At 65.1% G+C, this 25,536-nt stretch carries 21 protein-coding genes; 9 read left to right on the top strand and 12 right to left on the bottom strand.

Translation table 11 applies throughout. The annotated features are described in order from the left end of the window. Positions 1-9: 9 nt before the first annotated feature. The 6 genes from AC1Q64_RS16945 to AC1Q64_RS16920 form a co-directional block, all read right to left on the bottom strand. Positions 10-1,740, bottom strand: coding sequence for an ABC transporter substrate-binding protein (locus AC1Q64_RS16945; RefSeq protein ID WP_099729095.1), 1,731 nt, complete (start codon positions 1,738-1,740; stop codon positions 10-12). A gap of 113 nt (positions 1,741-1,853) precedes the next feature. Further along, positions 1,854-2,162, bottom strand: a complete 309-nt coding sequence (locus AC1Q64_RS16940; RefSeq protein ID WP_099729094.1) for a DUF2160 domain-containing protein — start codon at positions 2,160-2,162, stop codon at positions 1,854-1,856. Between the two features lie 12 nt (positions 2,163-2,174). Beyond that, positions 2,175-2,987: a carbohydrate ABC transporter permease gene (locus AC1Q64_RS16935; protein WP_099729093.1), complete on the bottom strand. Its 813-nt coding sequence runs from the start codon at positions 2,985-2,987 to the stop codon at positions 2,175-2,177. Beyond that, positions 2,980-3,876, bottom strand: coding sequence for a carbohydrate ABC transporter permease (locus tag AC1Q64_RS16930; protein WP_492252142.1), 897 nt, complete (start codon positions 3,874-3,876; stop codon positions 2,980-2,982). The genes AC1Q64_RS16935 and AC1Q64_RS16930 overlap by 8 nt, the downstream gene beginning before the upstream one ends. A gap of 58 nt (positions 3,877-3,934) precedes the next feature. Beyond that, entirely contained in the window at positions 3,935-5,026 is a 1,092-nt protein-coding gene (locus tag AC1Q64_RS16925; RefSeq protein ID WP_099729091.1) for an ABC transporter ATP-binding protein, read from the bottom strand. 1 nt (position 5,027) lies between these two features. Then, a complete protein-coding gene (locus tag AC1Q64_RS16920) occupies positions 5,028-6,119 on the bottom strand; it encodes an ABC transporter ATP-binding protein (RefSeq protein ID WP_099729090.1) in 1,092 nt (363 codons plus the stop codon). Positions 6,120-6,354: 235 nt separating this feature from the next. Between AC1Q64_RS16920 and AC1Q64_RS16915 the strand changes: the two genes are divergently transcribed. From AC1Q64_RS16915 to proC, 3 genes are all read left to right on the top strand, one after another. Then, complete coding sequence (locus AC1Q64_RS16915; RefSeq protein ID WP_099729089.1) at positions 6,355-7,119, top strand: DeoR/GlpR family DNA-binding transcription regulator; 765 nt, start codon at positions 6,355-6,357, stop codon at positions 7,117-7,119. Positions 7,120-7,140: 21 nt separating this feature from the next. Then, complete coding sequence (glpK, locus tag AC1Q64_RS16910) at positions 7,141-8,634, top strand: glycerol kinase GlpK (protein WP_492252141.1); 1,494 nt, start codon at positions 7,141-7,143, stop codon at positions 8,632-8,634. A 73-nt stretch (positions 8,635-8,707) separates the two neighbouring features. Beyond that, complete coding sequence (gene proC, locus AC1Q64_RS16905) at positions 8,708-9,544, top strand: pyrroline-5-carboxylate reductase (protein ID WP_492252140.1); 837 nt, start codon at positions 8,708-8,710, stop codon at positions 9,542-9,544. Between the two features lie 43 nt (positions 9,545-9,587). Here proC and ubiA read toward each other — a convergent pair whose 3' ends face one another. Then, on the bottom strand, positions 9,588-10,481 hold the full coding sequence (ubiA, locus tag AC1Q64_RS16900) for a 4-hydroxybenzoate octaprenyltransferase (RefSeq protein ID WP_492252139.1): 894 nt from the start codon (positions 10,479-10,481) through the stop codon (positions 9,588-9,590). 205 nt (positions 10,482-10,686) lie between these two features. On the opposite strand from ubiA, the gene AC1Q64_RS16895 reads away from it, so the two are divergent. The 4 genes from AC1Q64_RS16895 to AC1Q64_RS16880 are packed head-to-tail and all read left to right on the top strand — an operon-like array spanning position 10,687 to position 16,772. After that, positions 10,687-14,130 carry a response regulator gene (locus AC1Q64_RS16895; RefSeq protein ID WP_492252138.1) on the top strand — a complete coding sequence of 1,148 codons (3,444 nt, stop codon included), beginning with the start codon at positions 10,687-10,689 and terminating at the stop codon, positions 14,128-14,130. 8 nt (positions 14,131-14,138) lie between these two features. After that, a complete protein-coding gene (locus tag AC1Q64_RS16890; protein ID WP_492252137.1) occupies positions 14,139-14,975 on the top strand; it encodes a CheR family methyltransferase in 837 nt (278 codons plus the stop codon). Continuing rightward, positions 14,972-15,595: a chemotaxis protein CheB gene (locus AC1Q64_RS16885; RefSeq protein WP_492252136.1), complete on the top strand. Its 624-nt coding sequence runs from the start codon at positions 14,972-14,974 to the stop codon at positions 15,593-15,595. The genes AC1Q64_RS16890 and AC1Q64_RS16885 overlap by 4 nt, the downstream gene beginning before the upstream one ends. A gap of 52 nt (positions 15,596-15,647) precedes the next feature. Next, positions 15,648-16,772, top strand: a complete 1,125-nt coding sequence (locus tag AC1Q64_RS16880; protein WP_492252135.1) for a hybrid sensor histidine kinase/response regulator — start codon at positions 15,648-15,650, stop codon at positions 16,770-16,772. A gap of 97 nt (positions 16,773-16,869) precedes the next feature. On the opposite strand, the gene AC1Q64_RS16875 is transcribed toward AC1Q64_RS16880, so the two are convergent. The 5 genes from AC1Q64_RS16875 to recG all read right to left on the bottom strand — a co-directional run bounded on the left by AC1Q64_RS16875 (position 16,870) and on the right by recG (position 23,132). After that, positions 16,870-17,238, bottom strand: coding sequence for a response regulator (locus tag AC1Q64_RS16875; RefSeq protein ID WP_492252134.1), 369 nt, complete (start codon positions 17,236-17,238; stop codon positions 16,870-16,872). Positions 17,239-17,407: 169 nt separating this feature from the next. Further along, entirely contained in the window at positions 17,408-17,926 is a 519-nt protein-coding gene (locus AC1Q64_RS16870) for a Dps family protein (RefSeq protein ID WP_056647935.1), read from the bottom strand. A gap of 151 nt (positions 17,927-18,077) precedes the next feature. Beyond that, entirely contained in the window at positions 18,078-19,814 is a 1,737-nt protein-coding gene (locus AC1Q64_RS16865; RefSeq protein ID WP_492252133.1) for a dipeptidase, read from the bottom strand. 151 nt (positions 19,815-19,965) lie between these two features. Further along, positions 19,966-20,931 carry a LysR substrate-binding domain-containing protein gene (locus AC1Q64_RS16860; protein WP_056747872.1) on the bottom strand — a complete coding sequence of 322 codons (966 nt, stop codon included), beginning with the start codon at positions 20,929-20,931 and terminating at the stop codon, positions 19,966-19,968. 41 nt (positions 20,932-20,972) lie between these two features. After that, a complete protein-coding gene (gene recG / locus AC1Q64_RS16855; RefSeq protein ID WP_492252132.1) occupies positions 20,973-23,132 on the bottom strand; it encodes an ATP-dependent DNA helicase RecG in 2,160 nt (719 codons plus the stop codon). A 111-nt stretch (positions 23,133-23,243) separates the two neighbouring features. Here recG and AC1Q64_RS16850 point away from each other — a divergent pair, with 111 nt between their 5' ends. Both AC1Q64_RS16850 and AC1Q64_RS16845 read left to right on the top strand, forming a co-directional pair. Beyond that, positions 23,244-24,524: a cyclic di-GMP phosphodiesterase gene (locus AC1Q64_RS16850; protein WP_492252131.1), complete on the top strand. Its 1,281-nt coding sequence runs from the start codon at positions 23,244-23,246 to the stop codon at positions 24,522-24,524. Positions 24,525-24,527: 3 nt separating this feature from the next. Next, on the top strand, positions 24,528-25,490 hold the full coding sequence (locus AC1Q64_RS16845; RefSeq protein ID WP_492252130.1) for a 1-phosphofructokinase family hexose kinase: 963 nt from the start codon (positions 24,528-24,530) through the stop codon (positions 25,488-25,490). Positions 25,491-25,536 lie beyond the last annotated feature (46 nt).

Genomic DNA, 25,536 nt, shown 5'->3' with positions numbered 1-25,536 from the left:
ATCTGAGGATCAGCGCGTCTTGCCGTCCTTCCACGCCTGCAGCAGCGTGTTATAGGCAATCGTCTGGCCCTTTGGCTTCTCATTGGCCAGCTTGGCCCAAGGCGCTTGCTTGTCGCTGAGCCACTTGGAGGGATCGCTCTTGGGGTTCAGCTTGGGTGCGCAATGTGCCATGCCCGCACGCTCCAGACGGGCCATCACCTGGTCCATCTCGTCAGCCAGCGTGTCCATGGCGCCTTGGGGGGTCTTTTCACCCGTCACAGCCTGTGCCACGTTCTTCCACCACAGCTGCGCCAGCTTGGGGTAGTCAGGCACATTGGTACCAGTGGGCGACCATGCAACGCGGGCCGGGCTGCGGTAGAACTCGACCAGACCTCCCAGCTTAGGCGCCATGTCGGTCATGGCCTTGGACTGGATGTCGGATTCGCGGATCGGCGTCAGGCCGACCATGGTCTTCTTGAGCGACGTGGTCTTGGCTGTCACGAACTGTGCGTAGAGCCAGGCGGCAGCCGTCTTGTTGGCGTCATGGTCCTTGAAGAAGGTCCAGCTGCCTACGTCCTGGTAGCCGTTCTGCATGCCTTGCTTCCAGTACGGACCGTTGGGGCCGGGGGCCATGCGCCACTTGGGGGTGCCGTCGGCGTTCACCACTGGCAGGCCGGGCTTGGTCATGTCGGCCGTGAAGGCGGTGTACCAGAAGATCTGCTGCGCGATCTGGCCTTGTGCAGGCACGGGACCAGCTTCGCCGAAGGTCATGCCCGTGGCCTCCTTGGGCGCGTACTTCTTCATCCAGTCCACGTACTTGGTGAGGGCGTAGACGGCGGCAGGCGAATTGGTCGCACCACCACGAGCCACCGAGGCACCCACGGGTGTGCACTTATCGTCAGCCACGCGGATGCCCCATTCGTCGATCGGCAGGCCATTGGGCGCGCCGATGTCGGCCGTGCCAGCCATGGACAGCCAGGCGTCGGTGAAACGCCAGCCCAAGGAGGGGTCCTTCTTGCCGTAGTCCATGTGGCCATAGATGGGCTTGCCGTCGATATTCTTCACGTCGTTGGTAAAGAACTCTGCGATGTCCTCATAGGCGCTCCAGTTGAGCGGCACGCCCAGGTCGTAGCCGTACTTGGCCTTGAACTTGTCCTTGATGTCCTTGCGGTCGAACAGGTCGGCGCGGAACCAGTACAGGTTGGCAAACTGCTGGTCAGGCAGCTGGTACAGCTTGCCGTCCGGCCCGGTCGTGAACTTGGTACCGATGTAGTCCTTGATGTCGATGCCGGGGTTGGTCCACTCCTTGCCTGCACCGCCCATGTAGTCGGTCAGGTTCATGATCTTGCCGTAGCGGTAGTGCGTACCGATCAGGTCCGAGTCCGAGATCCAGCCGTCATAGATGGATTTGCCCGACTGCATGGAGGTCTGCAGCTTCTCGACCACGTCACCTTCCTGGATCAGGTCGTGCTTAACCTTGATGCCGGTGATTTCTTCGAACGCCTTGGCGAGCGTCTTGGATTCGTATTCGTGGGTGGTGATGGTTTCGGACACCACCGAAATTTCCTTCACACCCTTGGCCTGCAGCTTCTTGGCTGCGTCCATGAACCACTTCATCTCGGCCATCTGCTGGTCTTTGCTCAGCGTGGAGGGCTGGAACTCGGTGTCGATCCATTTTTTGGCCTCCGCCTCGCCCGCCATGGCGGCCTGACCCGTCATGACCGCTACTGCCAGTGCCAGCGCTGTGTACCGCGTCTTCATAGTGCCTGTCTCCTCATAGTCATCTCCCCTTTGGATGCAAGGGTCGCGCGGCTCCGGGGAAGGGTTGAGCCGCGCGACGGGAACCATTGAAATCAAGGCTGCCTGCAGGCACCTCACCCCTTGCGCAGGATGAGCAGCAGCACTGCCATCGACAGCACAAAGCTGATCCAGATCGACGGATCGCCCTGCAGGCTGAACCACTGGGCCAGCTTGCCGCTGATGCCCACAAAAATAAGATTCACGTAAGCCGCTGACAGCAGCCCAATAAACAGCCGATCACCGCGCGTCGTCTCCAGCGGCAAAAAGCCCTTGCGCATCGTGGTGGGCGACTTGATCTCCCACACCGTCATGCCGATCAGCATCAGCACGATGCAAATGAAGAACACCGCCACGGGCAGCGTCCAGGCCATCCAGTCAAACATCTCGCTGCCTCCTCAAACCCGCCCCATCGCAAAGCCTTTTGCGATGTAGTGGCGAACAAACCAGATCACGATCGCACCCGGCACGATGGTCAGCACGCCCGCTGCCGCCAGCGTCGCCCAGTCCATGCCCGATGCGCTCACCGTGCGCGTCATGGTGGCCACGATGGGCTTGGCATTCACGCTGGTCAGCGTGCGGGCCAGCAGCAGCTCCACCCAGCTGAACATGAAGCAGAAAAACGCTGCAACGCCCACGCCGGCCTTGATAAGCGGCAAGAAGATGGTCATGAAAAAGCGCGGAAAGCTGTAACCGTCGATGTAGGCCGTCTCGTCGATCTCACGCGGAATGCCGCTCATGAAACCTTCCAGAATCCACACGGCCAGCGGCACGTTGAACAGCAAGTGCGCCAGCGCCACGGCGATGTGCGTGTCCATGAGCCCCACAGTCGTGTAGAGCTGGAAGAACGGCAGCAAAAACACGGCTGGTGGCGTCATGCGGTTGGTCAGCAGCCAGAAGAACACATGCTTGTCGCCAAGGAACTGGTAGCGGCTGAATGCATAGGCTGCGGGCAGCGCCACGGTGAGCGAGATCACCGTGTTGATAGCCACATAGATCAGGCTGTTGATGTAGCCCGAATACCAGGATTCATCCGTGAAGATGGTCTTGTAGTTGGCCCAGGTGAAATGCTGTGGAAAGAACGTGAAGGTCGAAAGGATCTCCTCATTGGTCTTGAAGCTCATGTTGACCATCCAGTAGATGGGCAACAGGGCGAACAGCAGGTAGACAACAAGGAAGATCGACCGCTTCTGGAAGCGCTTTTCATTCATGGCCGGCTCCTTCGTTGCTGGCAGTACCCACGCGCTGCATCCAGTTGTAGAGGATGAAACACAGCAGCAGGATGATGAAGAAATAGATCAGCGAGAACGCTGCGGCAGGGCCCAGATCGAATTGGCCCACAGCCTTGGTCGTCAAGTACTGGCTCAGGAAGGTGGTGGCATTGCCCGGCCCGCCGCCTGTGAGCACAAAAGGCTCGGTATAGATCATGAAGCTGTCCATGAAGCGCAGCAGCACCGCAATCATCAGCACGCCGCGCATCTTGGGCAGCTGGATGTAGCGGAACACGGCGAACTTGCTGGCACCGTCGATGCGGGCCGCCTGGTAGTAAGCGTCAGGGATGGACCGCAACCCGGCAAAGGCCAGCAGAGCGACCAGCGGCGTCCAGTGCCACACGTCCATCAGCAGCACCGTGAGCCACGCCTGCGTGGCGTTGCCGGTGTAGCTGTATTCAATGCCCATCTCCTGGAGCAGCCGGCCCATGAGGCCGATGTCGGCGCGGCCATAGATCTGCCAGATAGTGCCCACCACGTTCCAGGGGATCAACAAGGACAGGGCCACCACCACCAGCACGGCGGACGACTTCCAGCCTTGCGCAGGCATGGATAGCGCCAGCATGATGCCCAGCGGAATCTCCACCGCCAGCACCGCCAGCGAGAAGGTCAACTGGCGCAGCAGCGCGGCGTGCAGCTCCTCATCGCGCATCACCTGCACAAACCATTCCGTGCCTACAAAGACACGGCGCTCGGGCGAAATGATGTCCTGCACCGAGTAGTTCACCACCGTCATCAACGGCAGGATGGCCGAGAAGGCCACACACAAAATCACGGGCAGGATCAGGAACCAGGCCTTCTGGTTCACGGGTTTGGTCGTGGTGCTCATTGGAAACCTCCGTGCTGCGCACTGCGGTGCTGAGCGCCTTCGGGCGGCCGGGCGGCGCTCATGGGGCGACCTCCGCGGTCAGCAACTGTTCGTTCTGGTAGAAGCAGGTGTGGGTGCCCAGCACCTGCAGCCACGCCGTGTCACCGGCCGACGGCAGGTGCGTCTCGGGTGTGAAACGCGCCTTGACGGTGTGCTCGCCCACCTTGGCGGTCAGCATCAGGTAGGTGCCAATGTCCTGCACTTGCACCACCATGCAAGGTAATGCGCCCGGCTGCTGCGGCTGGGCCAGGGCCAGGTATTCGGGCCGGATGCCGACCTGCAGGGCACCGTTCGGCAGCGTACGGCCCACGGGGCTGGCCAGGCGATGCCCGGCCACAGCGATACTGTCGCCCTCGCTGTGCGCAGACAAAAAGTTCATGCCCGGCGAGCCAATGAAGTGCCCCACAAAAGTATGCGCAGGTCGCTCGAACAAGGCGTCGGCAGACCCCACCTGCACGGCCTTGCCGCGCGTCATCACCACCACCTGGTCCGCAAAGGTCAGCGCCTCCACCTGGTCATGGGTCACGTAGATCAGCGTGAGTTTGAGTTCGTGGTGAATCTGCTTGAGCTTGCGCCGCAGCTGCCACTTGAGGTGCGGGTCGATCACCGTGAGCGGCTCATCGAACAGCACGGCCGCCACATCGGCGCGCACCAGTCCACGGCCCAGAGAAATCTTCTGCTTGGCATCGGCCGCAAGGCCTGCCGCACGCTGGTTGAGCTGGCCACTCATCTCCAGCATCTCGGCGATCACGCCCACACGCTGCTTGATCTGCGCCTCGGGCACCTTGCGGTTGCGCAGCGGGAACGCCAGGTTCTCGGCCACCGTCATGGTGTCGTAGATCACCGGGAACTGGAAGACCTGCGCAATGTTGCGCTCCTGCGGGCTGGCACGCGTCACGTCGCGGCCATCAAACAGCACCTTGCCGTGTGACGGCACAAGCAGGCCCGACATGATGTTGAGCATGGTGGTCTTGCCACAGCCCGAGGGACCGAGCAGCGCGTAAGCGCCACCGTCCTCGAACTCCATCTTCAAAGGCAGCAGGGCGTAGTCGCTGTCCTGCTGCGGGTTCGGCTTGTACGAATGCGCCAAATCCAGACTGATGCGGGCCATCTCAACGCCCTCCTTGTGCAGTAACAGGCCGCGCAGGCGCCCACGCCAGTCGGCCGTCGGCGCCAAACACATAGACCTGGGCTGGGTCCAGGTGCAGCGTGATGGGCGTGCCCAGTTCAAAGTAATGCACACCGGTCAGCTGTGCCACCAAGTCGCCCCAGGGTGTGGTCGCGTGCACAAAGGTATCCGACCCCGAGATTTCCGCCAGCTCCACCACCCCACCCACGCTGATGTCGCCCTGGCGCGCCACCACGCGCAGCGCACTCGCGCGCACGCCCACCGTGAGCCCAGCCGCCGTGGCCACACCTTGCGGCAGGTGCACGGCCAGCTCCACACCGCCCTGCAGGCGCACACCGGCAGTGGCGGCCGAGGCAGCAATCAGGTTCATCGGCGGGTCACTGAAAGCGCGCGCCACACGCAGCGAATTGGGCGCGTGGAACACCTCGGCCGTAGGGCCGTACTGCAGCAACTGACCTTCGTCGAGTACGGCGGTGTAGCCACCCAGCAGCAGGGCCTCGCCCGGCTCGGTAGTGGCATAGACCACAGTGGACTGGCCGGCAGCAAACAGCTGGGTCAGCTCCTCGCGCAGCTCTTCGCGCAGCTTGTAGTCCAGGTTCACCAGGGGTTCGTCCAGCAGCATCAGCGGCGCACCCTTGGCGAGGGCGCGGGCCAGTGCCACGCGCTGCTGCTGCCCTCCCGACAGCTCGGCCGGGTAGCGGTCCAGAAACATGTCGATGTGCAGGCGGCTTGCGATCTCACGCACCCGGGCGTCGATGTTCTTTTCGCCGCGCAGCTTCAGGGGCGACGCAATGTTGGCCGCCACCTTCATCGAGGGGTAGTTGATGAACTGTTGGTACACCATGGCCACATTGCGGTCGCGCACAGGGGTGCCCGTCACGTCCCGGCCATCAACCAACACGCGTCCATGGGTGGGCACATCCAGCCCCGCCATGATGCGCATCAGGCTGGTCTTGCCCGCCTGGGTCGCCCCCAGCAACACTGTCACGGCATTGGGCTGCAGCGACAAATTCATGTCGTACAGCCAGGTCTGCGCCCCGACTTTTTTGCTGATGCTGTCCAACGCCAGCTGCATGAAGCATCCTCTTCCGGCCCTTGGGCCTGTGTGAAAGGACTGCACACACTCGCGGCAGCCCTCAAATTTCGAACTTTTTCATTTTTGTTCCTTTTTGTTCGAATTGAATCAAGGTTTACCCTTAATCAATTCGTTTTTGTTCGATTTACAGTCTTTAGCGTGTCGCCAGCCACCAAAGCGAATGTTTCAGATTCGTTACGATTCGGTGACATAACACTGCGCACAACACCCCACCGTGAACACCAATCCCCGCCAACTCCAACTCCTCGAAGAAGTGCGCGCGCGCAAGTCCGCCACGGTGGAACAGCTCGCCGAAACGCTGGGGGTCACACTGCAGACGGTGCGCCGCGATGTGCAGCGCCTGGCAGAGTCGGGACTGCTCACGCGCTTTCATGGCGGCGTGCGCGTGCCCAGCTCCACGGTGGAGAACCTGGCGCACACCCAGCGCGAAAATCTGCATGCCGAAGGCAAGGCGCGCATTGCGCGCGCCGTGGCCGAACAGGTGCCCAACGACTGCTCGCTGATCCTGAACATCGGCACCACCACCGAAGCCATCGCCAAGGCGCTGCTGCACCACCGGGGCCTGCGCGTGATCACCAACAACCTCAATGTGGCGGCCATCCTGAGCGGCAACCCCGAGTGCGAGGTGATCGTGGCCGGCGGTGTGGTGCGCGCCCGCGACCGGGGCATCGTGGGCGAAGCCGCCGTGGACTTCATCCGCCAGTTCAAGGTGGACATTGCGCTCATCGGCATTTCGGGTATCGAGCCCGACGGGTCGCTGCGCGACTTCGACTACCGCGAAGTGAAGGTGGCGCAAACCATCATCGAACACGCTCGCGAGGTCTGGCTGGCGGCCGACTTCAGCAAGTTCAACCGCCCGGCCATGGTGCAGCTGGCCACGCTGGCGCAGATCGACCGCCTGTTCACCGATGCACCGCCGCCCGAGCCCTTCCCGGCCCTTCTGCAAGATGCTGAAGTCATCTGCACGGTAGCTGCGTAGCTTCACCTATCCTTTGCCCTCATGACCTACCTGCTCGCTCTCGACCAAGGCACCTCCAGCTCCCGCAGCATCGTTTTTGACGAAGGCGGCCACATCGTGGCGCAAGCGCAGCTGGAGCTGCCGCAGATCTACCCCCAGCCCGGCTGGGTGGAGCACGACCCGCTGGAGATCTGGCGCACCCAGCTCGCCACCGCGCGCGACGCGCTGGCCAAGGCAGGCATTGCGGCCAGCGCCATACGCGCCGTGGGCATCACCAACCAGCGCGAGACCACCGTGCTGTGGAACCGCAAAACCGGGCAGCCCGTGCACCACGCCATAGTGTGGCAGGACCGGCGCGCCGAACCCGCCTGCGCCCAGCTGCGCGAACAGGGCCATGCCGCCACCATCCAGGCCAAGACCGGCCTGCTGGTGGACGCCTACTTCTCCGGCACCAAACTGCAGTGGATGCTGGACCATGTGCCAGGCGCGCGGCAAGCGGCCGAGCGCGGCGAGCTGGCCTTTGGCACGGTGGACAGCTGGCTGATGTGGAAGCTCACCCACGGCAAAGTGCACGTGACGGATGTGAGCAACGCCTCGCGCACCATGCTGTTCAATGTGCATACCAACCAGTGGGACGACGAGCTGCTGGCGCTGCTGCGTATTCCCAAGGCGCTGATGCCCGAGGTGCTGCCGTCCAGCGCCCACTTTGGCGACATCGCGGCCGACCTGCTGGGCCACGCCATCCGCATTGGCGGCGTGGCAGGTGACCAGCAAAGCGCGCTGTTCGGCCAGGCCTGCTTCACGGCGGGCATGGCCAAGAACACCTATGGCACAGGCTGCTTCATGCTCATGCACACAGGCGGCACGTTCCAGACCTCGCAGAACGGCCTGCTCACCACCAGTGCGGCACAGGCGACGGCGCAACCTGAATTTGCGATGGAAGGCAGTGTGTTTGTCGGCGGCGCAGTGGTGCAGTGGCTGCGCGACGGCCTGCGCGCCATCTCCACCAGCAACGAGGTGGAGTCACTGGCCCAAAGCGTGCCCGATTCGGGCGGCGTGATGATGGTGCCCGCCTTCACCGGCCTGGGCGCCCCCTACTGGAAGCCTGACGCACGCGGCACCATCACGGGCCTCACGCGTGGCACCACACTGGGCCACATTGCGCGCGCGGCGCTCGAAAGCATTGCCTATCAGAGCGCTGCCCTGCTGCTGGCCATGAGCCGCGACGCAGTGGCTGCGGGCGGTGCGCCCGTGAGCGAACTGCGCGTGGACGGTGGCGCCTGCATCAACGACTTGCTGATGCAGTTCCAGGCCGACCTGCTGGGCATCCCGGTGGTGCGCCCGGCCGTCATCGAGACCACCGCCCTGGGCGCCGCCTACCTGGCAGGGCTGTCAAGCGGCGTGTACCGCAGCACGGATGAACTCTCGCGGTTGTGGCGCGCCGACCGCCGCTTTGTGCCCACGCTCAGCAGCGCGCGTGCGCAGGAGCTGATGGCGAACTGGGAACACGCCGTTCGCCAAACGACAGCCGATTGAACCCGCCGCGCGCCGGGTGGCAACGCGGCGGCGCTACCATCGTGGCCCCTGTTGTTGCCACCTTGCACCTCCCATGAGCCAAACCGCCGCATCCCCCTCGCTTCCCACCATCGCTTTCATTGGCGGCGGCAACATGGCCAGCGCCATCATTGGCGGGCTGATCCACCAGGGCCACCCGGCCAGCCAGATCGAGGTGGTCGAGCCCTACGCCCCTACACGCGAGGCGCTGCTCAAGAACTTTGGTCTCACCGCTCAGCCCGAGGCGGGCCCAGCGCTGCAGCGCGCAAGCATCGTGGTCTGGGCCGTCAAGCCCCAGACCTTCAAGGACGCCGCCGCGCAGGCCAAGGCACACACCCAGCAGGCCCTGCACCTGAGCGTGGCGGCGGGCATCCGCTCGGACAGCATCGCCCAGTGGCTGGGCACCGAGCGCATCGTGCGCACCATGCCCAACACGCCCGCGCTGGTGGGCAAGGGCATGAGCGCGATCTACGCGCGCCCCGCCGTGACCACCGCCGAGCGCCAGAGTGTGGAAGCCATCATGGCGTCCACCGGCGAGTTCCTTTGGGTGGAAAGCGAAACGCAGCTCGACGCCGTCACCGCCCTCTCGGGCTCGGGCCCGGCCTATGTGTTCTATTTCCTCGAAGCCATGACGCGCGCTGGTGTGGGCATGGGCCTGAGCGAGGCGCAGGCGCACCAGCTGGCCGTGGGCACCTTTGTGGGCGCCTCGGAGCTGGCCCGCCGCTCCCATGAACCCCCGGCCGTGCTGCGTGAACGCGTCACCTCCAAGGGCGGCACCACCTATGCCGCGCTGCAGTCGATGGAAGCCAGCGGCGTGTCGCAGGCGTTCGAAGCTGCCATGCGCGCCGCCGAAAAGCGTGCCAACGAACTCGGCAACGAGTTCGGATCTTGATGTTTTGGGGCAGTAGCGCTAGTCGATCAAGCGCTGACTGCTATTAATTTGTGAGTACCGCCCGCACCAGATAGCTGCCCGCAATGCCCGCAAACACCGTGGCACCCAGCCAGTGGTTGATGCGGAACGCCTTGAAGCAGCCCTCGCGGGTGCGTGTGCGGATCAGGGTGAAGTGCCACACGGCCTGGGCCAGCGCCACTGTAACCGCTACATAAAAAATAGCACCCAAGGCATACTGTTGTAGCGCTACCGCCCAAATACTCAAGAAAAGCAGATAAAATACCACGATGGCGGCCACATCCAGCCGCCCGAGGGTGATGGCCGAGGTCTTGATGCCAATCTTGAGGTCGTCGTCGCGGTCCACCATAGCGTATTCGGTGTCGTAGGCCAGCACCCAGAACATGTTGCCCAGCCACATCCACCACGCCACCGCAGGCACGCTGCCTTGCACGGCGGCAAAGGCGATGACGATGCCGAAGTTGAACGCAATGCCCAGCACTGCCTGGGGCATGGAAATGATGCGTTTGGTGAAAGGGTAGGCAATGGCCACCAGCACGGCGGGCACAGACCAGAGGATGGCGGCAGTGTTGGTGGTGAGCACCAGACCAAACGACACCAGCGCCAGCACGGCGCCCAGGCCCAGCGCCTCCTTCACCGACACGGCTCCGGTCGTGACCGGGCGCTGCGCCGTGCGCTTGACGTGTTTGTCAAAGTCGCGGTCGGCCACATCGTTCACACAGCAGCCCGCGCTGCGCATAAAGAAAGTGCCCAGCACGAATACGGCCAGCAAGTGCCAACCTGGAAATCCATCGGCTGCGACCCACAGCGCAGACAGTGTGGGCCACAGGCACACCAGCCAGCCTGCAGGGCGGTCCCAGCGGATCAGGTCGAGGTAGAGCGAAAAACGACTCCGAGCAGTGACAGGGTGCGGCGACATGGTGGGGCGATCGAAAGCAAAAAAAGAGGCTCGGCAGCAGGGCGCTGCTACGGGTGGGGGACCACGGGCGCACCGAATGTAGCAGCAGCGCCGCCGACCATCGCGCACCACGCCCAGGCAAAGCAACAGCGCCCTACTTGCGCGTAAAACCCGTTACAGTCTTCGGTCCTCCCCCAACGCACCCGCCCTTTTGGGGCCTCAACGCATGCCCCATACATCGACCTCCCAGGCCGCCACGCGTTTTGCTGTTCCCCGCGGAATGCTGGTGGGATTTGTGATTGCCGCCCTCGCCACGGTGCTGATCGCGCTGGTGAACTTCCGCACCTCACAGGTACGAACCCATGCAGTGCAGGCCATGGACGAAACCACGGTGACCATGCGCCACCTCAACCTGTTCGTGTCCTCGCTGAAAGATGCCGAGACCGGGCAACGCGGGTACCTGCTGACGGGAGACGACACCTACCTGCAGCCCTACAACCTGTCCCTGAGCGCCATGGAGCGCAACATGGCCCGCCTGAAGGAGCTGACTGACGACAGCGCCGTACAGCGCCGCCTGGTCTTGCAGATTGACGACCTGCGCCACGAAAAACTGCGCGAGCTGGGCGAGACCATTGAACTGCGCCGCTCGAAAGGCCAGGACGCCGCCGTGGCCGTGACCCGCAATGACTCAGGCCGGGTGATGATGGACCGCATCCGCGACCTGGCGTCCGACCTGTCCACGCTGCTGAGCCAGCAGCTCGAAAACGACCGCAAGCAATGGGTGGAAGCGGCGGCCATGTCCACCTACTACTCCTGGGGCGGCTCCCTGGTACTGCTGGTGCTCATCTGCCTGTCGGCCGCCGCCAACGCGCGGGACTACCGCCTCAAGGCCCAGCAGTCGTGGGTGTCGGCGGGCCTCAACGGGCTGAGCCAGCGCATCCAGGGCGACCACCGGCTGGAAGACCTCGGCCAGCTCACGCTCGAATATCTGGCTCAGTACCTGCGCGCCGCCGTGGGGGCAGGCTATGTGGCCGACTGCAACGGCGCGCTCACCCTGTTTGGTGGCTACGCCCTGCCCCGCGAACGGCTGGAGCAGCGTCTGCTGCCCGGCGAGGGCCTGGTGGGCCAGGTCGCACGCTCGCGCCAGATGCTGCATGTGCGCGATGTGCCCGCCGAGCACCTGATGGTGTCGTCCAGCACGGGCCAGTCCGCGCCGACCGAACTGCTGCTGGCCCCCGCCATCGAGAACGGAGAAGTCTTTGCCGTGATCGAGCTGGGCTTTCAACGCCCGTTGACGGAGCCCGAGCGCACCCTGATGGAACGCGCCTCGGGCATCCTGGCAGTGGCGATCCGCGCGGGGATTGACCGCAACCGCCTGGAAGCCTTGCTGGAAGAAACCCAGCGGCAGTCCGAAGAGCTGCAGACCCAGCAGGAAGAGCTGCGCGTGAGCAATGAAGAGCTTGAGCAGCAAAGCCGTATCCTGCAAGAGTCGCAAGCCCAGATGGAGGTGCAGCAGACGGAGCTGGAGCAAACCAACGCCCATCTGGAGACCCAGACCCAGCAACTGGAATACCAGCGCGAGCAACTGCTGCGCGCGCAAAGCGCCATGACCGACAAGGCCCGCGAACTGGAGCTGGCCAGCCAGTACAAGAGCGAGTTCCTGGCCAATATGAGCCACGAGCTGCGCACGCCGCTCAACTCCACCCTGATCCTGGCCAAGCTGCTCGCAGACAACAAGCCGGGCAACCTGAGCGCCGACCAGGTGAAATACGCGCAGACCATCTACGCGGCGGGCAACGACCTGCTGGCTCTGATCAACGACATCCTCGACCTGTCCAAGATCGAGGCCGGCCAGGCCACCGTGTCGGTGGAAACGGTGACGCTGTCCAAGGCACTGCAAACCCTGATCGACCCGCTGCGCCCATTGGCACAAGAAAAAGGTCTGACACTCACGGCCACCGTCGCGCCCGACGCACCCGCCACGCTGGACACCGACCCGCAGCGCCTGGGGCAGGTGCTCAAGAACCTGCTGTCCAACGCGCTCAAGTTCACCGAAAAAGGCTCGGTGGCGCTGCATGTGTCGCGCAACCCGGACGACACCCTGTCGTTTGCCGTCAAGGACACGGGCATCGGCATCCCGGCGCACCAGCAGGAGCTGATTTTCGAAGCCTTCCGCCAGGCCGATGGCAGCACCCATCGCAAATACGGCGGCACGGGTCTGGGCCTGTCGATCTCGCGCGACCTGGCGCAGCTGCTGGGTGGGTCCATCCACGTTCACAGCACGCCGGGCGAGGGCAGCGTCTTCACCCTGGTGCTGCCCCAGAAGCTGGTGCCTTCGTCGCCGGAAGCAGAACCTACGGCGCCGCTGGCTGCCGCAGTACCTGCTCGCGCGCCTGCACCGGTCGTCGCCCCTGCTCCTTTTACCCCTGCGTTGCCACCGTCAGCGGCGCCTCTCGCGTCGCCAGCCCCGCGCCGCGCGAGCGCCCGCAGCATTCTGGTGATCGAGGACGACGAGCGCTTTGCGCAGATCCTGAGCGACCTGGCCGGCGAGATGGACTTTGATTGCCACCTGGCCCACAACGCCGCCGACGGCCTGGCGTATGCGGTGCACAGCTTGCCCAGCGCCATCGTGCTGGATGTGAACCTGCCCGACTTCTCGGGCCTGGGCGTGCTCGACCAGCTCAAGCGCAACCCGGCCACGCGCCACATCCCGGTGCATGTGGTCTCGGTGGCCGACTACTCGCAAGAAGCCTTGGGTCGGGGAGCCGTGGGCTACGCCCTCAAGCCCGTCAAGCGCGACGAACTGGTGCACGCGCTGCAGCGGCTCGAAGCCAAGTTCACCCAGAACCTGCGGCGTGTGCTGGTGGTGGAGGACGACGAGCGCCAGCGCGAGAGCGTGCGCCACCTGCTCACCAACGACGACGTGGAGATCGTGGGCGCCGGCACGGCAGCCGAGGCGCTGGCACACCTGCGCGGCTCGACCTTTGACTGCATGGTGATGGACCTGAACCTGCCCGACCTGAGCGGCTACGAATTGCTGCAGCAGATGACGGAGCAGGACGGCGTCTCCTTCCCGCCCGTCATCGTGTACACAGGCCGAGCCCTGTCGCGCGACGAGGAGCAGCAACTGCGGCGGTTCTCCAAGTCCATCATCATCAAGGACGCCCGCTCGCCCGAGCGGCTGCTCGACGAAGTCACGCTGTTCCTGCACCAGGTGGAGTCGGAGCTGTCGGCAGAGCACCGCCAGATGCTGCAGGTAGCCCGCAACCGGGAAACTGCCCTGGAAGGCCGCAACGTGCTGGTGGTGGAAGACGATGTGCGCAACGTGTTTGCGCTCTCCAGCATCCTGGAGCCCACCGGCATCCGCGTGGAGATTGCGCGCAACGGCCTGGAGGCCCTGCGCGCGCTGGAGCGCGCCGGCAGTGGCGGCCTGCCCGCCATCGACCTGGTGCTGATGGACATCATGATGCCGGAGATGGACGGCTACACCGCCATGCGCGAGATCCGCAACCGCCCCGAGTGGCGCCGCCTGCCCATCATCGCCCTGACCGCCAAGGCCATGAAGGACGACCAGGAAAAATGCCTGGCCGCCGGAGCCAATGACTACATCGCCAAGCCGCTGGACGTGGAGAAACTGCTGTCCCTCGTGCGGGTGTGGATGCCCAAGTAGGCCCCGCCATGCCCCACCGCAAGGCCCGCACCACCGACATCGAGCAGCGTTTGCTGATCGATGCCATCTACCACCGCTACCACTATGACTTTCGGGGCTACGCGCAGGCGTCGCTCAAGCGGCGGCTGGCCTCGGCGCTGGTGCAGTTCGGCTGCAAGACGCTGTCGCAGCTGCAGGACCGCGTGCTGCACGAGCCCGCCGTGTTCCCTGCGCTGCTCGAATACCTCACCGTGCAGGTGAGCGACATGTTCCGCGATCCCAGCTACTTCCAGGCGCTGCGCCAGGAGGTGGTACCGCTGCTGCGCACCTACCCGTCGCTCAAGGTCTGGGTGGCCGGGTGCAGCGCGGGGGAAGAGGTCTATTCGCTGGCCATCCTGCTGCAGGAAGAAGGCTTGCTCGACCGCACCCTGATCTACGCCACCGACATCAACCCGCACGCGTTGCGCGCTGCGGAGTCCGGCGTGTTCGACGTGTCCCGGGTGCCGGCTTTCACCGAGAACCATGCGCGCTCCGGCGCCCGCAGCTCGTTGTCGGACTACTACGCGGCCGCCTATGGCCGCGTGGTGTTCGACAAGGGCCTGCGCGAGCACATGGTGTTCTCCGACCACAGCCTGGCCACCGACAGTGTGTTTGCTGAAATGCATCTGGTGTCCTGCCGCAATGTGCTCATCTACTTCGAACGTGACCTGCAGGACCGCGCCTTGGGGCTTTTCCGCGAGTCTCTGTGCCACCGGGGGTTTCTGGGCCTGGGGTCCAAGGAGTCGCTGCGGTTTTCAGCGCACACCGATGCCTTCGAGGACTTTGTGAAGGAAGACCGTATTTACCGCAAAAAGGCCGGACTGTGAGCACCACCGATCTCGCGCTCAGGCCGGCACCTTCCGGGGGCTACGCCGCCATCGTGGTGGGCGGTTCCTCGGGCGGTATCGATGCCTTGCTGGAGCTGCTGCCCGCGCTGCCCGCCACGCTGCAGGCGGCGGTGCTGGTGGTGCTGCATCTGCCCCGGGACCGGCGCAGCCTGCTGGTGGACATCTTTCAGCCCCGCTGCGCCCTGGCGCTGCGCGAGGCGCAGGACAAGGACGCCATCACGCCAGGCTCGGTGAGCTTTGCGCCCCCGGACTACCACCTGCTGGTTGACAGCGGGCCCCAGGGCCCGCATGTGGGGCTGTCGGTAGACCCTCCCCTGCATTTTTCCCGTCCCTCCATCGACGTCCTGTTCGAGTCCGCAGCAGACCACTACGGCCCCCGGCTGGTGGGCATTCTGCTGTCGGGCGCCAACGTAGACGGTGTGCACGGCCTGCAGGCCATTCAGGCAGCGGGCGGCCTCACCATCGTGCAAGACCCTGCCAGCGCCGGCATGCCCACCATGCCACAGGCGGCCATCGCGGCCGTGACGGTTGACCACATCCTGCCCCCTGAAGGCATTGCAAGGCTGCTGGCGGACCTGCATCAGCGCCAGCAGCTTTGATATGGGCATATGCGTCCCTCCTTGAGAACCCCATCCACCCTCCCCACCGCCCATGCCCCAGACCGACCGCATCAAATGCCTGCTCGTTGACGATGTCGAGGAAAACCTCATCGCCCTGGAGGCCCTGCTGCAACGCGACGGGCTGGATATCCTCAAGGCCCAGTCTGGCCCCGAGGCCCTGGAGCTGCTGCTGGCCCACGACGACGTGGCACTGGCCTTGCTGGACGTGCAAATGCCCGAGATGAACGGCTTTGAGCTGGCGGAGCTGATCCGGGGCAGCGAACGCACCCGACACATTCCCCTCATCTTCATGACGGCGGGTTCGCGGGAGCAGAACTGGCAGTTCCGGGGGTACGAGAGTGGTGCGGTGGACTTTCTGTACAAACCCATCGACCCGCACATGCTCACCAACAAGGCGAGCGTGTTCTTTGAACTGCACCGGCGCAAGCAGGCGCTGGCGCATGAGCTGCGCGCGCGCACCGAGGCGTTGCGCATCAATGAAATGTTCATGGCGGTGCTGAGCCATGACCTGCGCACCCCCCTGCAGTCCATCGTCGCAGCAGCCACGGTGCTCAAGCGCCAGCCGTCCCCCGACAAGGCCGCGCTGATGGCCGACCGGGTTCTAAGCGCCAGCCAGCGCATGGGCCACATGATCGAAGACCTGCTGGACGTGACCCGCATTCGCCAGGCGGGCGGGCTGGCGCTGCAGCTGGGCTCCACCCACATGCAGGCGCTGGTGCAGCGCACGCTGGATGAGGTGGCCACCAGCCACCCGGAACGCTACATCGGGTCCACCCTGCAAGGCGACCTGGCCGGCACCTGGGATGCCGAACGCCTGTGTCAGGTGATCACCAACCTGGTTGGCAACGCTCTGCACCACGGCAGAGTCGACCACCCTGTGCAGATTGCAGTGGACGGTACCAGCCCTGAGGAGGTGAGCATCACAGTGTCCAACGGCGGCACCATTCCCCCTGAGCTGCTGCCGCATCTGTTCGACCCGTTCCGGGGTGGAGAGCGTGAGCCCGGCCGCCACCAGGGGCTGGGGCTGGGCCTCTTCATTGCGCACCAGATCGTGCGGGCCCACCGTGGAACCATCGAGGCCCAGTCACGGGACGATGTCACGACCTTTCGGGTGAGACTGCCGCGCCACTCGCCAGCACGCAGCCCCCGCAATTGACTGCCCGCAGCCCAGCACAACAGCGCAGATCGCCACGACCTGGGGGGGTGGCGTGATGAACAAAGGATGAACAGCGAGCGATCGGCGCTCGCAAGCCTCAGCCGGCGGCTGAAGCCAGCGCTGTATGGATGGACTCGAGCAACTGCTCCAGCTCTTCCAGCTCAAAAGGTTTGAGCAAGGCGCGCACGTTGGGCCCCCAACTGCGCGGGTGGCTACCGAGCTCGTAGCCGGAGCACAGCACCACCCACCGCTGCGGATCATCCGCCAGCAGCTGGCGGGCCAGTTCCGTGCCCGAGAGGCCTGGCAGGCTGACATCGGTCACCACCACATCAAAGACGTCCCCAGCATCCAGCGCCAGCGCCTCCTCGGCAGTGGCGCAGGGCGTGACCGTCCGGCCTTCACCTTCCATGAGCATGCCGATGGTCTCGCGCAGCTCCGGGTTGTCTTCAACGTACAGGATTCGCATACATCAGAGGGGATTGATACGCCATGCCACCCTGCGAAGAAGGGGCATGACCAAAACCCGCATCATGCGCAGGCGATGGACATGCGCCATGTAGGACAAGGCGCTCTTCTTCGCTGTGCTGCACTGTTCTGCGCCCCTCGGGTCATGCGCTTGGAAGCTGCGAACCCTTTTACTCTTCGAGCAATGAGCGCAGCATCCACGCCGTCTGCTCGTGCACCGTCAGGCGCTGGGTCAGCAGGTCGGCCGTGGGCTCGTCGCTGGCCTTGTCGGCCAGAGGGAACAGGCTGCGCGCCGTGCGGGCCACGGCCTCGTGGCCTTCAACCAGCACGCGCACCATGTCCAACGCCTTGGGCGGCTTGGCGGGCGCGTCGGGTACCGTCGCCAGCTTGCCGAACTCGGCGTAAGAACCCGGCGCCACATGGCCCAGCGAGCGGATGCGCTCGGCAATCGGGTCCACCGCGTTCCACAGTTCGGTGTACTGCGCCATGAACATGGTGTGCAGCGTGTTGAACATAGGGCCCGTCACGTTCCAGTGGAAGTTGTGGGTGGTGAGGTACAGGGTGTAGGTGTCGGCCAGCAGGCGCGACAGGCCCTGGGCGATGGCAGCGCGGTCCTTGTCGCTGATGCCGATGTTGATGCTGGGGGCAGAGGTCTTGCCAGGTGCGGCTTTTCCAGGAGCTTTGGCCATGGGGAGGTTCCTTCCGTGCGGAAAACATGAAACACCCCGCGCGGTGCGGGGTCCTCAAACACTGTAGCGCAAGCAAAAGCCTCACAGTGTCAGCCAACATCGATGCCCTGCACCTGGGTCAAGAAAACACGCGGGGGCAAGCACCGCAGGCTTATTGCATCTGCGGCAAGTTGCCGATGCGCACCAGCATCTCGGTGAACATCTGCATGTCGGCATCCAGGTCGGCCACTTCCTTGAACTCCTTGGCGTTGTGGGCCGTGTACTTCTTGCCAGGCATGGCGGGGCCAAAGTTGATGGCGTTGGGCATCAGCTTGGCCGTGGTGCTGCCGGCGGTGGGCACGGGCTTGGCTTCGAGGCCTGTGGTGTCGCCAAAAGTGTTGAGTAGCGTGGCCAGCCAGGCGCCCTGGGGGTCGCGCGCCATCCAGTTGCCCTGGCTGTGGTCCACCTCCACCGCCACGCCGGCCTGGGCGCCCCAGGCCTTGATGCGTTCGGTGGTGGCCTTGGCCAGCGCTTCGGGCGTATTGCCACGGGGCATGCGCACGTTCACCAGCACATCGACCTTGCCATCCTTTTCGCGGATGAGGTTGGGCGACATCGTGAGCGGGCCCATGAAGTCATCGCTGTAAGCCAGGCCCAGCGTGCGCCCCAGGTAATCAGTGCCATACAGGTCGGTCAGGTAACGCACGGCCTGCGCATAACCGTTGGGTGCCAGCGCAAGGCCTGACTCCTTGAGAAACAGCGCCAGGCGCGGCAGCGGGTTCACGCCTTCTTCGGGGCGCGATCCGTGTGCCGATGCGCCGGTCACCTTCACCAGCACCGCACCGCCGTCCTGCGCCACATCGATGCCGAATGCGCCGCCCTGCGGCTGGTACTTCGCAACAAAGGCGCCCTTGGCAGCGTTCAGCCGCGCCGCCACATCTGCCAGGTTGCCACCCTGCAGCCGGGCCGTGGCGGTTTGCGGCACTGCGTTGGCCGATGCGGCACCCGCCATGGCGGTGATAACCGTAGCGCCCGGATTGGCAGCCGATGACAGCGGGAACGAGGCGCGCAGCGCACCCGAGCCCTTCTCGGCCACCACCGCAGGATATTTGCTATCGAGCACGATGTTGTACTCAGGCAGCGTGGTCTTGGCACGGTAGTACTTCATCGCGTCGCCACCGGTTTCTTCGGTGGTTTCGATCATGAGGCGGATGGTGCGCGCCAGCGGCAGGCCGCTGTCCTTGACGGCCTTCATCGCAAACAGCACCGTGGCGATGGAGCCCTTGTCGTCAATGGAGCCCCGGCCATACAGGTTGCCGCCCACGCGGGTCAGCTGGAAGGGGTCGAGCTTCGTGCCATCGTCCAGCACCCATTCGTCGGCCACCACGGGCACCACGTCGGCATGGGTGAGGATGCCGAACTCCTCGGGGCCAGTGCCAGGCAGCTTCACTTCAAAGATGCGGTTGTCCACGTTGCGGTACTGCAGGCCGAAGTCCTTGGCCATGCCATCCACCAAGGCACCGAAGGCGATGATGTGCTTGTCTTCGTGCGGCGGCACCTTGTCGGCGCGCACCGTGGGAATGGCCACCATCTTCGCCGTGGCGTCGATCACTGCCGCCTGATTGCGCAAGCGGTTGTGCAGGCCCAGCAGGCGGCTGATGTTGACCAGGTCATCGCCCGCCAAAGGCTTGTGGGCCAGGTAAGCCGACACGGCCGGTTGCAGCTGAGGCTGCATCTGTGCGGCCAGCGCCAGGAACTGGCGGAAGTCCGCTGCCGTTGCAGCCGCAGGCGCCGCCGCAATGCGGTCGAGCGCGGGCTTCTTCAGCGTCTGGGTTGCGGGCGGAGTGGCGGGGGTGGAGCATGCCGTCAGGGCAGCGACCAGCGTGGCGGTGAGCCAAAGCGTCTTCATAGGAACCTCTTGTGGGGGCAAAGGCACCGACCGCCGATGGGCAGAGGGTGCAATGGAGGGAGCATCGCCTGCGCAGGCCGGGTGGACCTGCGCAGGGGCGGCGGCAGTGTAGCGCCGATTCCTCGCAGCGAATCGACGTCAGACGGCCCGTTCAGGACAGCCGCGTCACACCCGGCAGCTCGCACGCATAGATGGCGTTGCGCAGGGCTGCAATGGCTTCGTAGCGCGTGAAGCTGCGGCGCCACGCCAGCACCACGCGGCGCACAGGCGGCGGGCCGCCGTCTTCCTCGCGGATGGGCAGGTAGCGGATGTAGGTCTCATCGCTCTTGCGGCGTCGTGACACCGTGAGCAGCGCGTCGCGCGGCACCGACAGGCGCGGCACCAGCGTCACACCCATGCCTGCAGCCACCATGTGCTTGATGGTCTCCAGCGACGAGCCCTCGAACGACTTGCGGATGCCCTCGGCATTGCTCGCAAAGCGCGCGAACTCAGGGCAGACCTCCAGCACATGGTCGCGAAAGCAGTGGCCCGCGCCCAGCAGCAGCATGGTTTCGTTTTTCAGCTCGGCCGCCGTGACTGACTTCTTGGCCGCCAGCGGGTGTGTGCTGGGCACGGCCGCCATGAAGGGTTCGTCATACAGCGGCGCCATCGCCAGGCCGGTGTCGGGGAAAGGTTCAGCCAGGATGGCGCAGTCGATCTCTCCGGTGCGCAACATCTCCAGCAGCTTGACGGTGAAGTTCTCCTGCAGCATCAGCGGCATCTGCGGCGTACGCGTGATGGACTGGCGCACCAGCTCGGGCAGCAAATAGGGCCCGATGGTGTAGATGACCCCCAGCGTCAGCGGCCCGGCCAGCGGGTCCTTGCCGCGCTTGGCGATTTCCTTGATGGCGGCCGCCTGCTCCAGCACGCTTTGCGCCTGGCGCACGATGTCCTCGCCCAGCGGCGTCACCGTCACCTCGCCTGCGCTGCGCTCGAAAAGCTTCACATCCAGCTCTTCTTCCAGCTTCTTGATGGCCACCGAGAGCGTGGGTTGCGACACATAGCAGGCATCGGCCGCATGGCCAAAGTGCTTCTCGCGGGCCACCGCAACGATGTACTTGAGTTCGGTGAGGGTCATGGTGTGTTCCTGCGGGCCACGTCAGCGTCGTTCTGAGCGTCTCATGCCTTGAGATAGTCTGATTTTCCACCCAACCAGCGCGCGACGTGTTTTGCGGCCAGTTCAGGATACCGATCCAGCATCTGGAGGGCCAGCTCGCGCGCCCATTCGAGCAGGTGCGTGTCGGTCGCCAGGTCGGCAAACCGCAGCAGCGCGTCGCCCGACTGGCGTGCGCCCAGAAACTCGCCGGGGCCGCGAATCTCCAGGTCGCGCCGGGCGATCTCAAAGCCGTCGTTGGTCTCGGCCATGGCGCGCAGGCGCTCCTTGGCGGTTTCGCCCACGCTGCCGCTGTCGTTGGTGGCGTACAGCAGCACACACGCCGACGCCGCAGCGCCCCGCCCCACCCGGCCGCGCAGCTGGTGCAGCTGCGAGAGGCCAAAGCGCTCGGCATGCTCGATGACCATCAGCGACGCATTCGGCACGTCCACCCCCACCTCGATCACGGTGGTGCTCACCAGCACGCCCATCTGGCCGCTGGTGAAGAGTGCCATCACAGCCTTCTTTTCGGACGTGGGCATGCGCGAGTGCAACAGGCCGACCATCACGCCAGGCAAGGCCTCGCTCAGGTCGGCGTGCGTGGCGGTGGCGTTGGAGAGGTCGAGCGCCTCGCTTTCTTCGATCAGCGGGCACACCCAGTACACCTGCCGTCCGGCCTCGACCTGCGCGCCGATGCGTGCGATCACCTCGTCCTTGCGGCTGTCAGCAATGAGTTTGGTGACGATGGGCGTGCGGCCCGGGGGCAGCTCGTCGATGACGGACACATCCAGGTCGGCGTAGTAGCTCATCGCCAAGGTGCGCGGGATGGGTGTGGCGCTCATCATGAGCATGTGCGGCTCCATGCCGTGGGCTGCGAGTTTCTGCCGCAAGGCCAACCGTTGGGCCACGCCAAAGCGGTGCTGCTCGTCGATGATGGCGAGCGCCAGGTTCTTGAACTGCACCTGCTCCTGGATCACGGCATGGGTGCCCACCACCAGCGCGGCCTCGCCGCTGGCCACCATCGCCAGCATGGCGGTGCGGTCCTTCTTCTTTTGCCCCCCCACCAGCCAGGCCACCTTGCGGCCTCTTTGCGCCAGCAGTGGCTCCAGCCAACCAATCATCTTGGCGAAATGCTGCTCGGCCAGGATTTCGGTGGGCGCCATCAGCGCGCACTGCCAGCCAGCGTCCATGGCCAGGCAGGCAGCCAGGGCCGACACCACGGTCTTGCCGGAGCCCACATCGCCCTGCAGCAATCGGTGCATGGGCACCTGGCGGGCCAGATCAGCCGCGATCTCCTCACCCACGCGGCGCTGGGCGGCGGTCAGGTCAAACGGCAGCACGGCCAAAAGCTGTTCGTGCAAGGGCAAGGCGCCGTCGGCGCTGCGCCGGGGCCGCAGCACCGGCGCGCGCAGCATGTCGCGTTCGCGCCGCGACTGCTGCTGCGACAGCTGCTGGGCCAGCAACTCCTCGGCCTTCAGGCGCTGCCAGGCGGGGTGACTGTGGTCCTCCAGCGTAGACAGCGCCACATCCGGGGTGGGGTGGTGCAAAAAAGTGAGCGCCTCGCGCAAGCTGAACCTGCGCTGCAGGCCATTTAGGCTATACATCCGTGCCACCGGTGGCTCCGCACCGGGTGGCAGGGTGTCCGACAAATCCACCCGCGTCAGCGCACTGACCACGGCGCGGCGCAGATAGGGCTGGGGCAGCCCCGCCGTCGTGGGGTACACCGGCGTCAATGCCGCAGGCAACTCGCCCCCTGCCACACGGAACGCCGGGTGCAGCATCTGCCGGCCCCAGAAGCCACCCTTGACCTCGCCCCGGATGCGCAGGCGCGCGCCTACGGCGAGCGTCTTCTGGTGGGAGGGGTAGAAACTGAAAAAGCGCAGTTCGCACGACCCCGTGTCGTCCTCCACCTGCACCAGCAGCTGGCGGCGCGGGCGCAGCTGGATCTCGCTGGCAGTGACCGTGGCCTCGATCTGAACCGTCTGCCCATCGCGCGCATTGGCCAGCGGGGTGATGCGGGTTTCGTCCTCGTAGCGCAAAGGCAGGTGCAGTGCCAGGTCGATGTCGCGGCGCAAGCCCAGCTTCTGTAGGGCCTTCTGTGCCACCGAGGCAGCGCCCTGGCCGCGCGCTGCCAGGGCGGCAGCAGGCACGGTGGTTTTGGCGAGGGCTGGGGTGGCGGCGGGCATATGGAGCAAATTGCTAGGGAAAACGAGCGGAGATCGCAGCCCGAAAAGGCTACCATGGTTACCATTGCTAACGCCTGATAACGGCGTGTTTTCGAGTCCGGGGCCCCCGCCATGCTCAAGCGCATTCAAATCCAACACCTGACCCTGGGCATGTACCTACACGAGTTTTGCGGCTCGTGGATGGACCACCCCTTCTGGCGGGCCAAGTTCCTGCTCAAGGATCCCAAGGACCTCGCCCGCATCCAGGCCACGGCCATCCAGGAAATCTGGATCGACACCGACAAGGGCCTGGACGTGGCGGAGGGCACTGCATCCATGTCCCGCGAGGAGGTGGATGCACAGATCGAGACCGACTTCAGCCGCCTGGAAGACTTGCCCCCCATCAAGGTGACACTACCGTCGCCCCCCCCGCCACCCAGGCGGGACCGCAAACCGGCCGACATGCACAGCGAACTGAAGATGGCCGCCGCCATCTGCGTCAAGTCCAAGGAAGCCGTGGTGTCCATGTTCAACGAGGCCCGCATGGGCCGGGCGGTGGACTCTGCAGGCGCCCAAAGCCTGGTGGAGGAAATTTCGGACTCCGTCACGCGCAACCCCGGCGCACTCATCAGCCTGGCGCGGCTGAAGACGGCCGACGACTACACCTACATGCATTCGGTGGCGGTGTGCGCACTCATGGTGGCCCTGGCCAAGCAGCTCAAACTCAAGGAAGACCAGCAGCGGCTCGCTGGCATGGCGGGCCTGCTGCACGACCTGGGCAAGGCGGCCATCCCGCTGGCCGTGCTCAACAAGCCCGGCAAGCTCACCGACCAGGAGTTCACCGTGGTGCGCAGCCACCCGGTGGAGGGCTACCACATGCTCAAGGAGGGCGGCAACGTGCCCGACGCGGTGCTGGATGCCTGCCTGCACCACCACGAAAAAATCGATGGCTCGGGCTACCCCGACAAACTGCAGGGCGACGGCATCAGCGTGATCGCACGCATGACGGCCATTTGCGATGTGTACGACGCCATCACCTCCGACCGGCCCTACAAGCGCGGCTGGGACCCGGCCGAGTCGCTGCGCCGCATGGCCGAGTGGACCAAGGACCATTTCGACGCACGCATCTTCCAGGCGTTTGTCAAAAGCATCGGCATCTACCCCGTGGGCTCGCTGGTGCGGCTGGCATCGGGCCGCATCGGAATCGTGACGGAGCAATCGCCCACCGCGCTGACCACCCCCATCGTCAAGGTATTTTTCTCGACCAAATCCGACCTGCGCATTCCGCCCGAAATGGTGGACCTGTCCGCCCCGGGTTGCACCGAGAAGATCGTGGCGCGGGAAGACCCCGAGAAGTGGCGCTTTCCCGACCTGAATGAGCTGTGGTCCGGCTTCCCCGACAAGGTCTGGTAGCCCATGTCTGCGCTGATCACCCTGACGCTCAACCCCGCGCTCGACCTGGCGACCACCACCGACCACGTAGCCCCCACACACAAGCTGCGCTGCGGCCCGGTGCGGCGGTTTGCGGGCGGCGGCGGCATCAATGTAGCGCGGGTGCTGCACCGCCTGGGCGCCGACGTGCAGGCCTGGGCGCTGGCAGGTGGCGCAGCGGGCGCACAGGTGCAGCAGCTGCTGGCCGACGAGGGCGTGTCCACGCGGCTGCAGCGCATTGCGGGCGACACGCGCGAAAACTTCTCGGTGGTTGAGGCCAGCACGGGCCAGGAGTTTCGGTTTGTACTGCCCGGCCCCGCGCTGCAAACCACCGAGTGGCAGGCCTGCCTGGATGCACTGACGGCACATGCCCCATCGCCGCGCTGGCTCATTGCCAGTGGCAGTTTGCCCCCGGGTACGCCTGACGACTTCTATGCACAACTGGCGCGACCCCTCTCGACCCGGGGAGTGCGCGTGGTGATCGACACCTCGGGCCCACCGCTGACTGCCGCGCTGCAAGCTGGTGTGGCCCTGGTCAAGCCCAGCCTGCGCGAGCTGCGCGATGTGATGCAACAGCCGCTGGAACATGCGGCCGACTGGTGCGCTGCCGCCCAGTCGCTGGTGCACAGCGGCGCCGCCGACACCGTGGCCCTGTCGGTGGGCGAGCAAGGCGCAGTGCTGGCCACGCGCGAGGGCGTGTGGCAGGCGCCTGCCCTCAACGTGCCCGCCACCACCGGCACAACGGGCGCGGGGGACTGCTTTTTGGCAGCGCTGGTCTGGGCGCTGGACAGGGGCGACGCGCCCGCCGAGGCACTGCGCTGGGGTGTGGCCGCTGGTGCTGCGGCCTTGCTGCACCCGGGTACCACGCTGGCCCAGGCCGACGATGTGCAGCGGCTGGTGCACAACGTGCCCGCGCCCGTGGCGTTCACGCCCCAGCCACAACACTGAGAGTCTGCAGGGCGCGCAGCCCCGTGGGACAATCGCGCCTTCCGCA

Source organism: Acidovorax sp. GW835-FHT14G06 (assembly GCF_058793595.1).
The sequence above is the reverse complement of the archived record's forward strand: the minus strand, read 5'-3'. Positions and strand labels throughout refer to the sequence as shown.

Bases quoted from the DNA above. Each gene is read 5' to 3' on its own strand.
- AC1Q64_RS16935 (WP_099729093.1), bottom strand. From the start codon at position 2,987: ATGAATGAAAAGCGCTTCCAGAAGCGGTCGATCTTCCTTGTTGTCTAC.
- AC1Q64_RS16920 (WP_099729090.1), bottom strand. From the start codon at position 6,119: ATGCAGCTGGCGTTGGACAGCATCAGCAAAAAAGTCGGGGCGCAGACC.
- AC1Q64_RS16875 (WP_492252134.1), bottom strand. From the start codon at position 17,238: ATGCGAATCCTGTACGTTGAAGACAACCCGGAGCTGCGCGAGACCATC.
- proC (WP_492252140.1), top strand. From the start codon at position 8,708: ATGAGCCAAACCGCCGCATCCCCCTCGCTTCCCACCATCGCTTTCATT.
- AC1Q64_RS16865 (WP_492252133.1), bottom strand. From the start codon at position 19,814: ATGAAGACGCTTTGGCTCACCGCCACGCTGGTCGCTGCCCTGACGGCA.
- AC1Q64_RS16925 (WP_099729091.1), bottom strand. From the start codon at position 5,026: ATGGCCCGCATCAGTCTGGATTTGGCGCATTCGTACAAGCCGAACCCG.
- AC1Q64_RS16880 (WP_492252135.1), top strand. From the start codon at position 15,648: ATGCCCCAGACCGACCGCATCAAATGCCTGCTCGTTGACGATGTCGAG.
- AC1Q64_RS16940 (WP_099729094.1), bottom strand. From the start codon at position 2,162: ATGTTTGACTGGATGGCCTGGACGCTGCCCGTGGCGGTGTTCTTCATT.
- AC1Q64_RS16890 (WP_492252137.1), top strand. From the start codon at position 14,139: ATGCCCCACCGCAAGGCCCGCACCACCGACATCGAGCAGCGTTTGCTG.
- ubiA (WP_492252139.1), bottom strand. From the start codon at position 10,481: ATGTCGCCGCACCCTGTCACTGCTCGGAGTCGTTTTTCGCTCTACCTC.
- AC1Q64_RS16845 (WP_492252130.1), top strand. From the start codon at position 24,528: ATGTCTGCGCTGATCACCCTGACGCTCAACCCCGCGCTCGACCTGGCG.
- AC1Q64_RS16860 (WP_056747872.1), bottom strand. From the start codon at position 20,931: ATGACCCTCACCGAACTCAAGTACATCGTTGCGGTGGCCCGCGAGAAG.
- AC1Q64_RS16895 (WP_492252138.1), top strand. From the start codon at position 10,687: ATGCCCCATACATCGACCTCCCAGGCCGCCACGCGTTTTGCTGTTCCC.
- AC1Q64_RS16930 (WP_492252142.1), bottom strand. From the start codon at position 3,876: ATGAGCACCACGACCAAACCCGTGAACCAGAAGGCCTGGTTCCTGATC.
- recG (WP_492252132.1), bottom strand. From the start codon at position 23,132: ATGCCCGCCGCCACCCCAGCCCTCGCCAAAACCACCGTGCCTGCTGCC.
- glpK (WP_492252141.1), top strand. From the start codon at position 7,141: ATGACCTACCTGCTCGCTCTCGACCAAGGCACCTCCAGCTCCCGCAGC.
- AC1Q64_RS16850 (WP_492252131.1), top strand. From the start codon at position 23,244: ATGCTCAAGCGCATTCAAATCCAACACCTGACCCTGGGCATGTACCTA.
- AC1Q64_RS16945 (WP_099729095.1), bottom strand. From the start codon at position 1,740: ATGAAGACGCGGTACACAGCGCTGGCACTGGCAGTAGCGGTCATGACG.
- AC1Q64_RS16870 (WP_056647935.1), bottom strand. From the start codon at position 17,926: ATGGCCAAAGCTCCTGGAAAAGCCGCACCTGGCAAGACCTCTGCCCCC.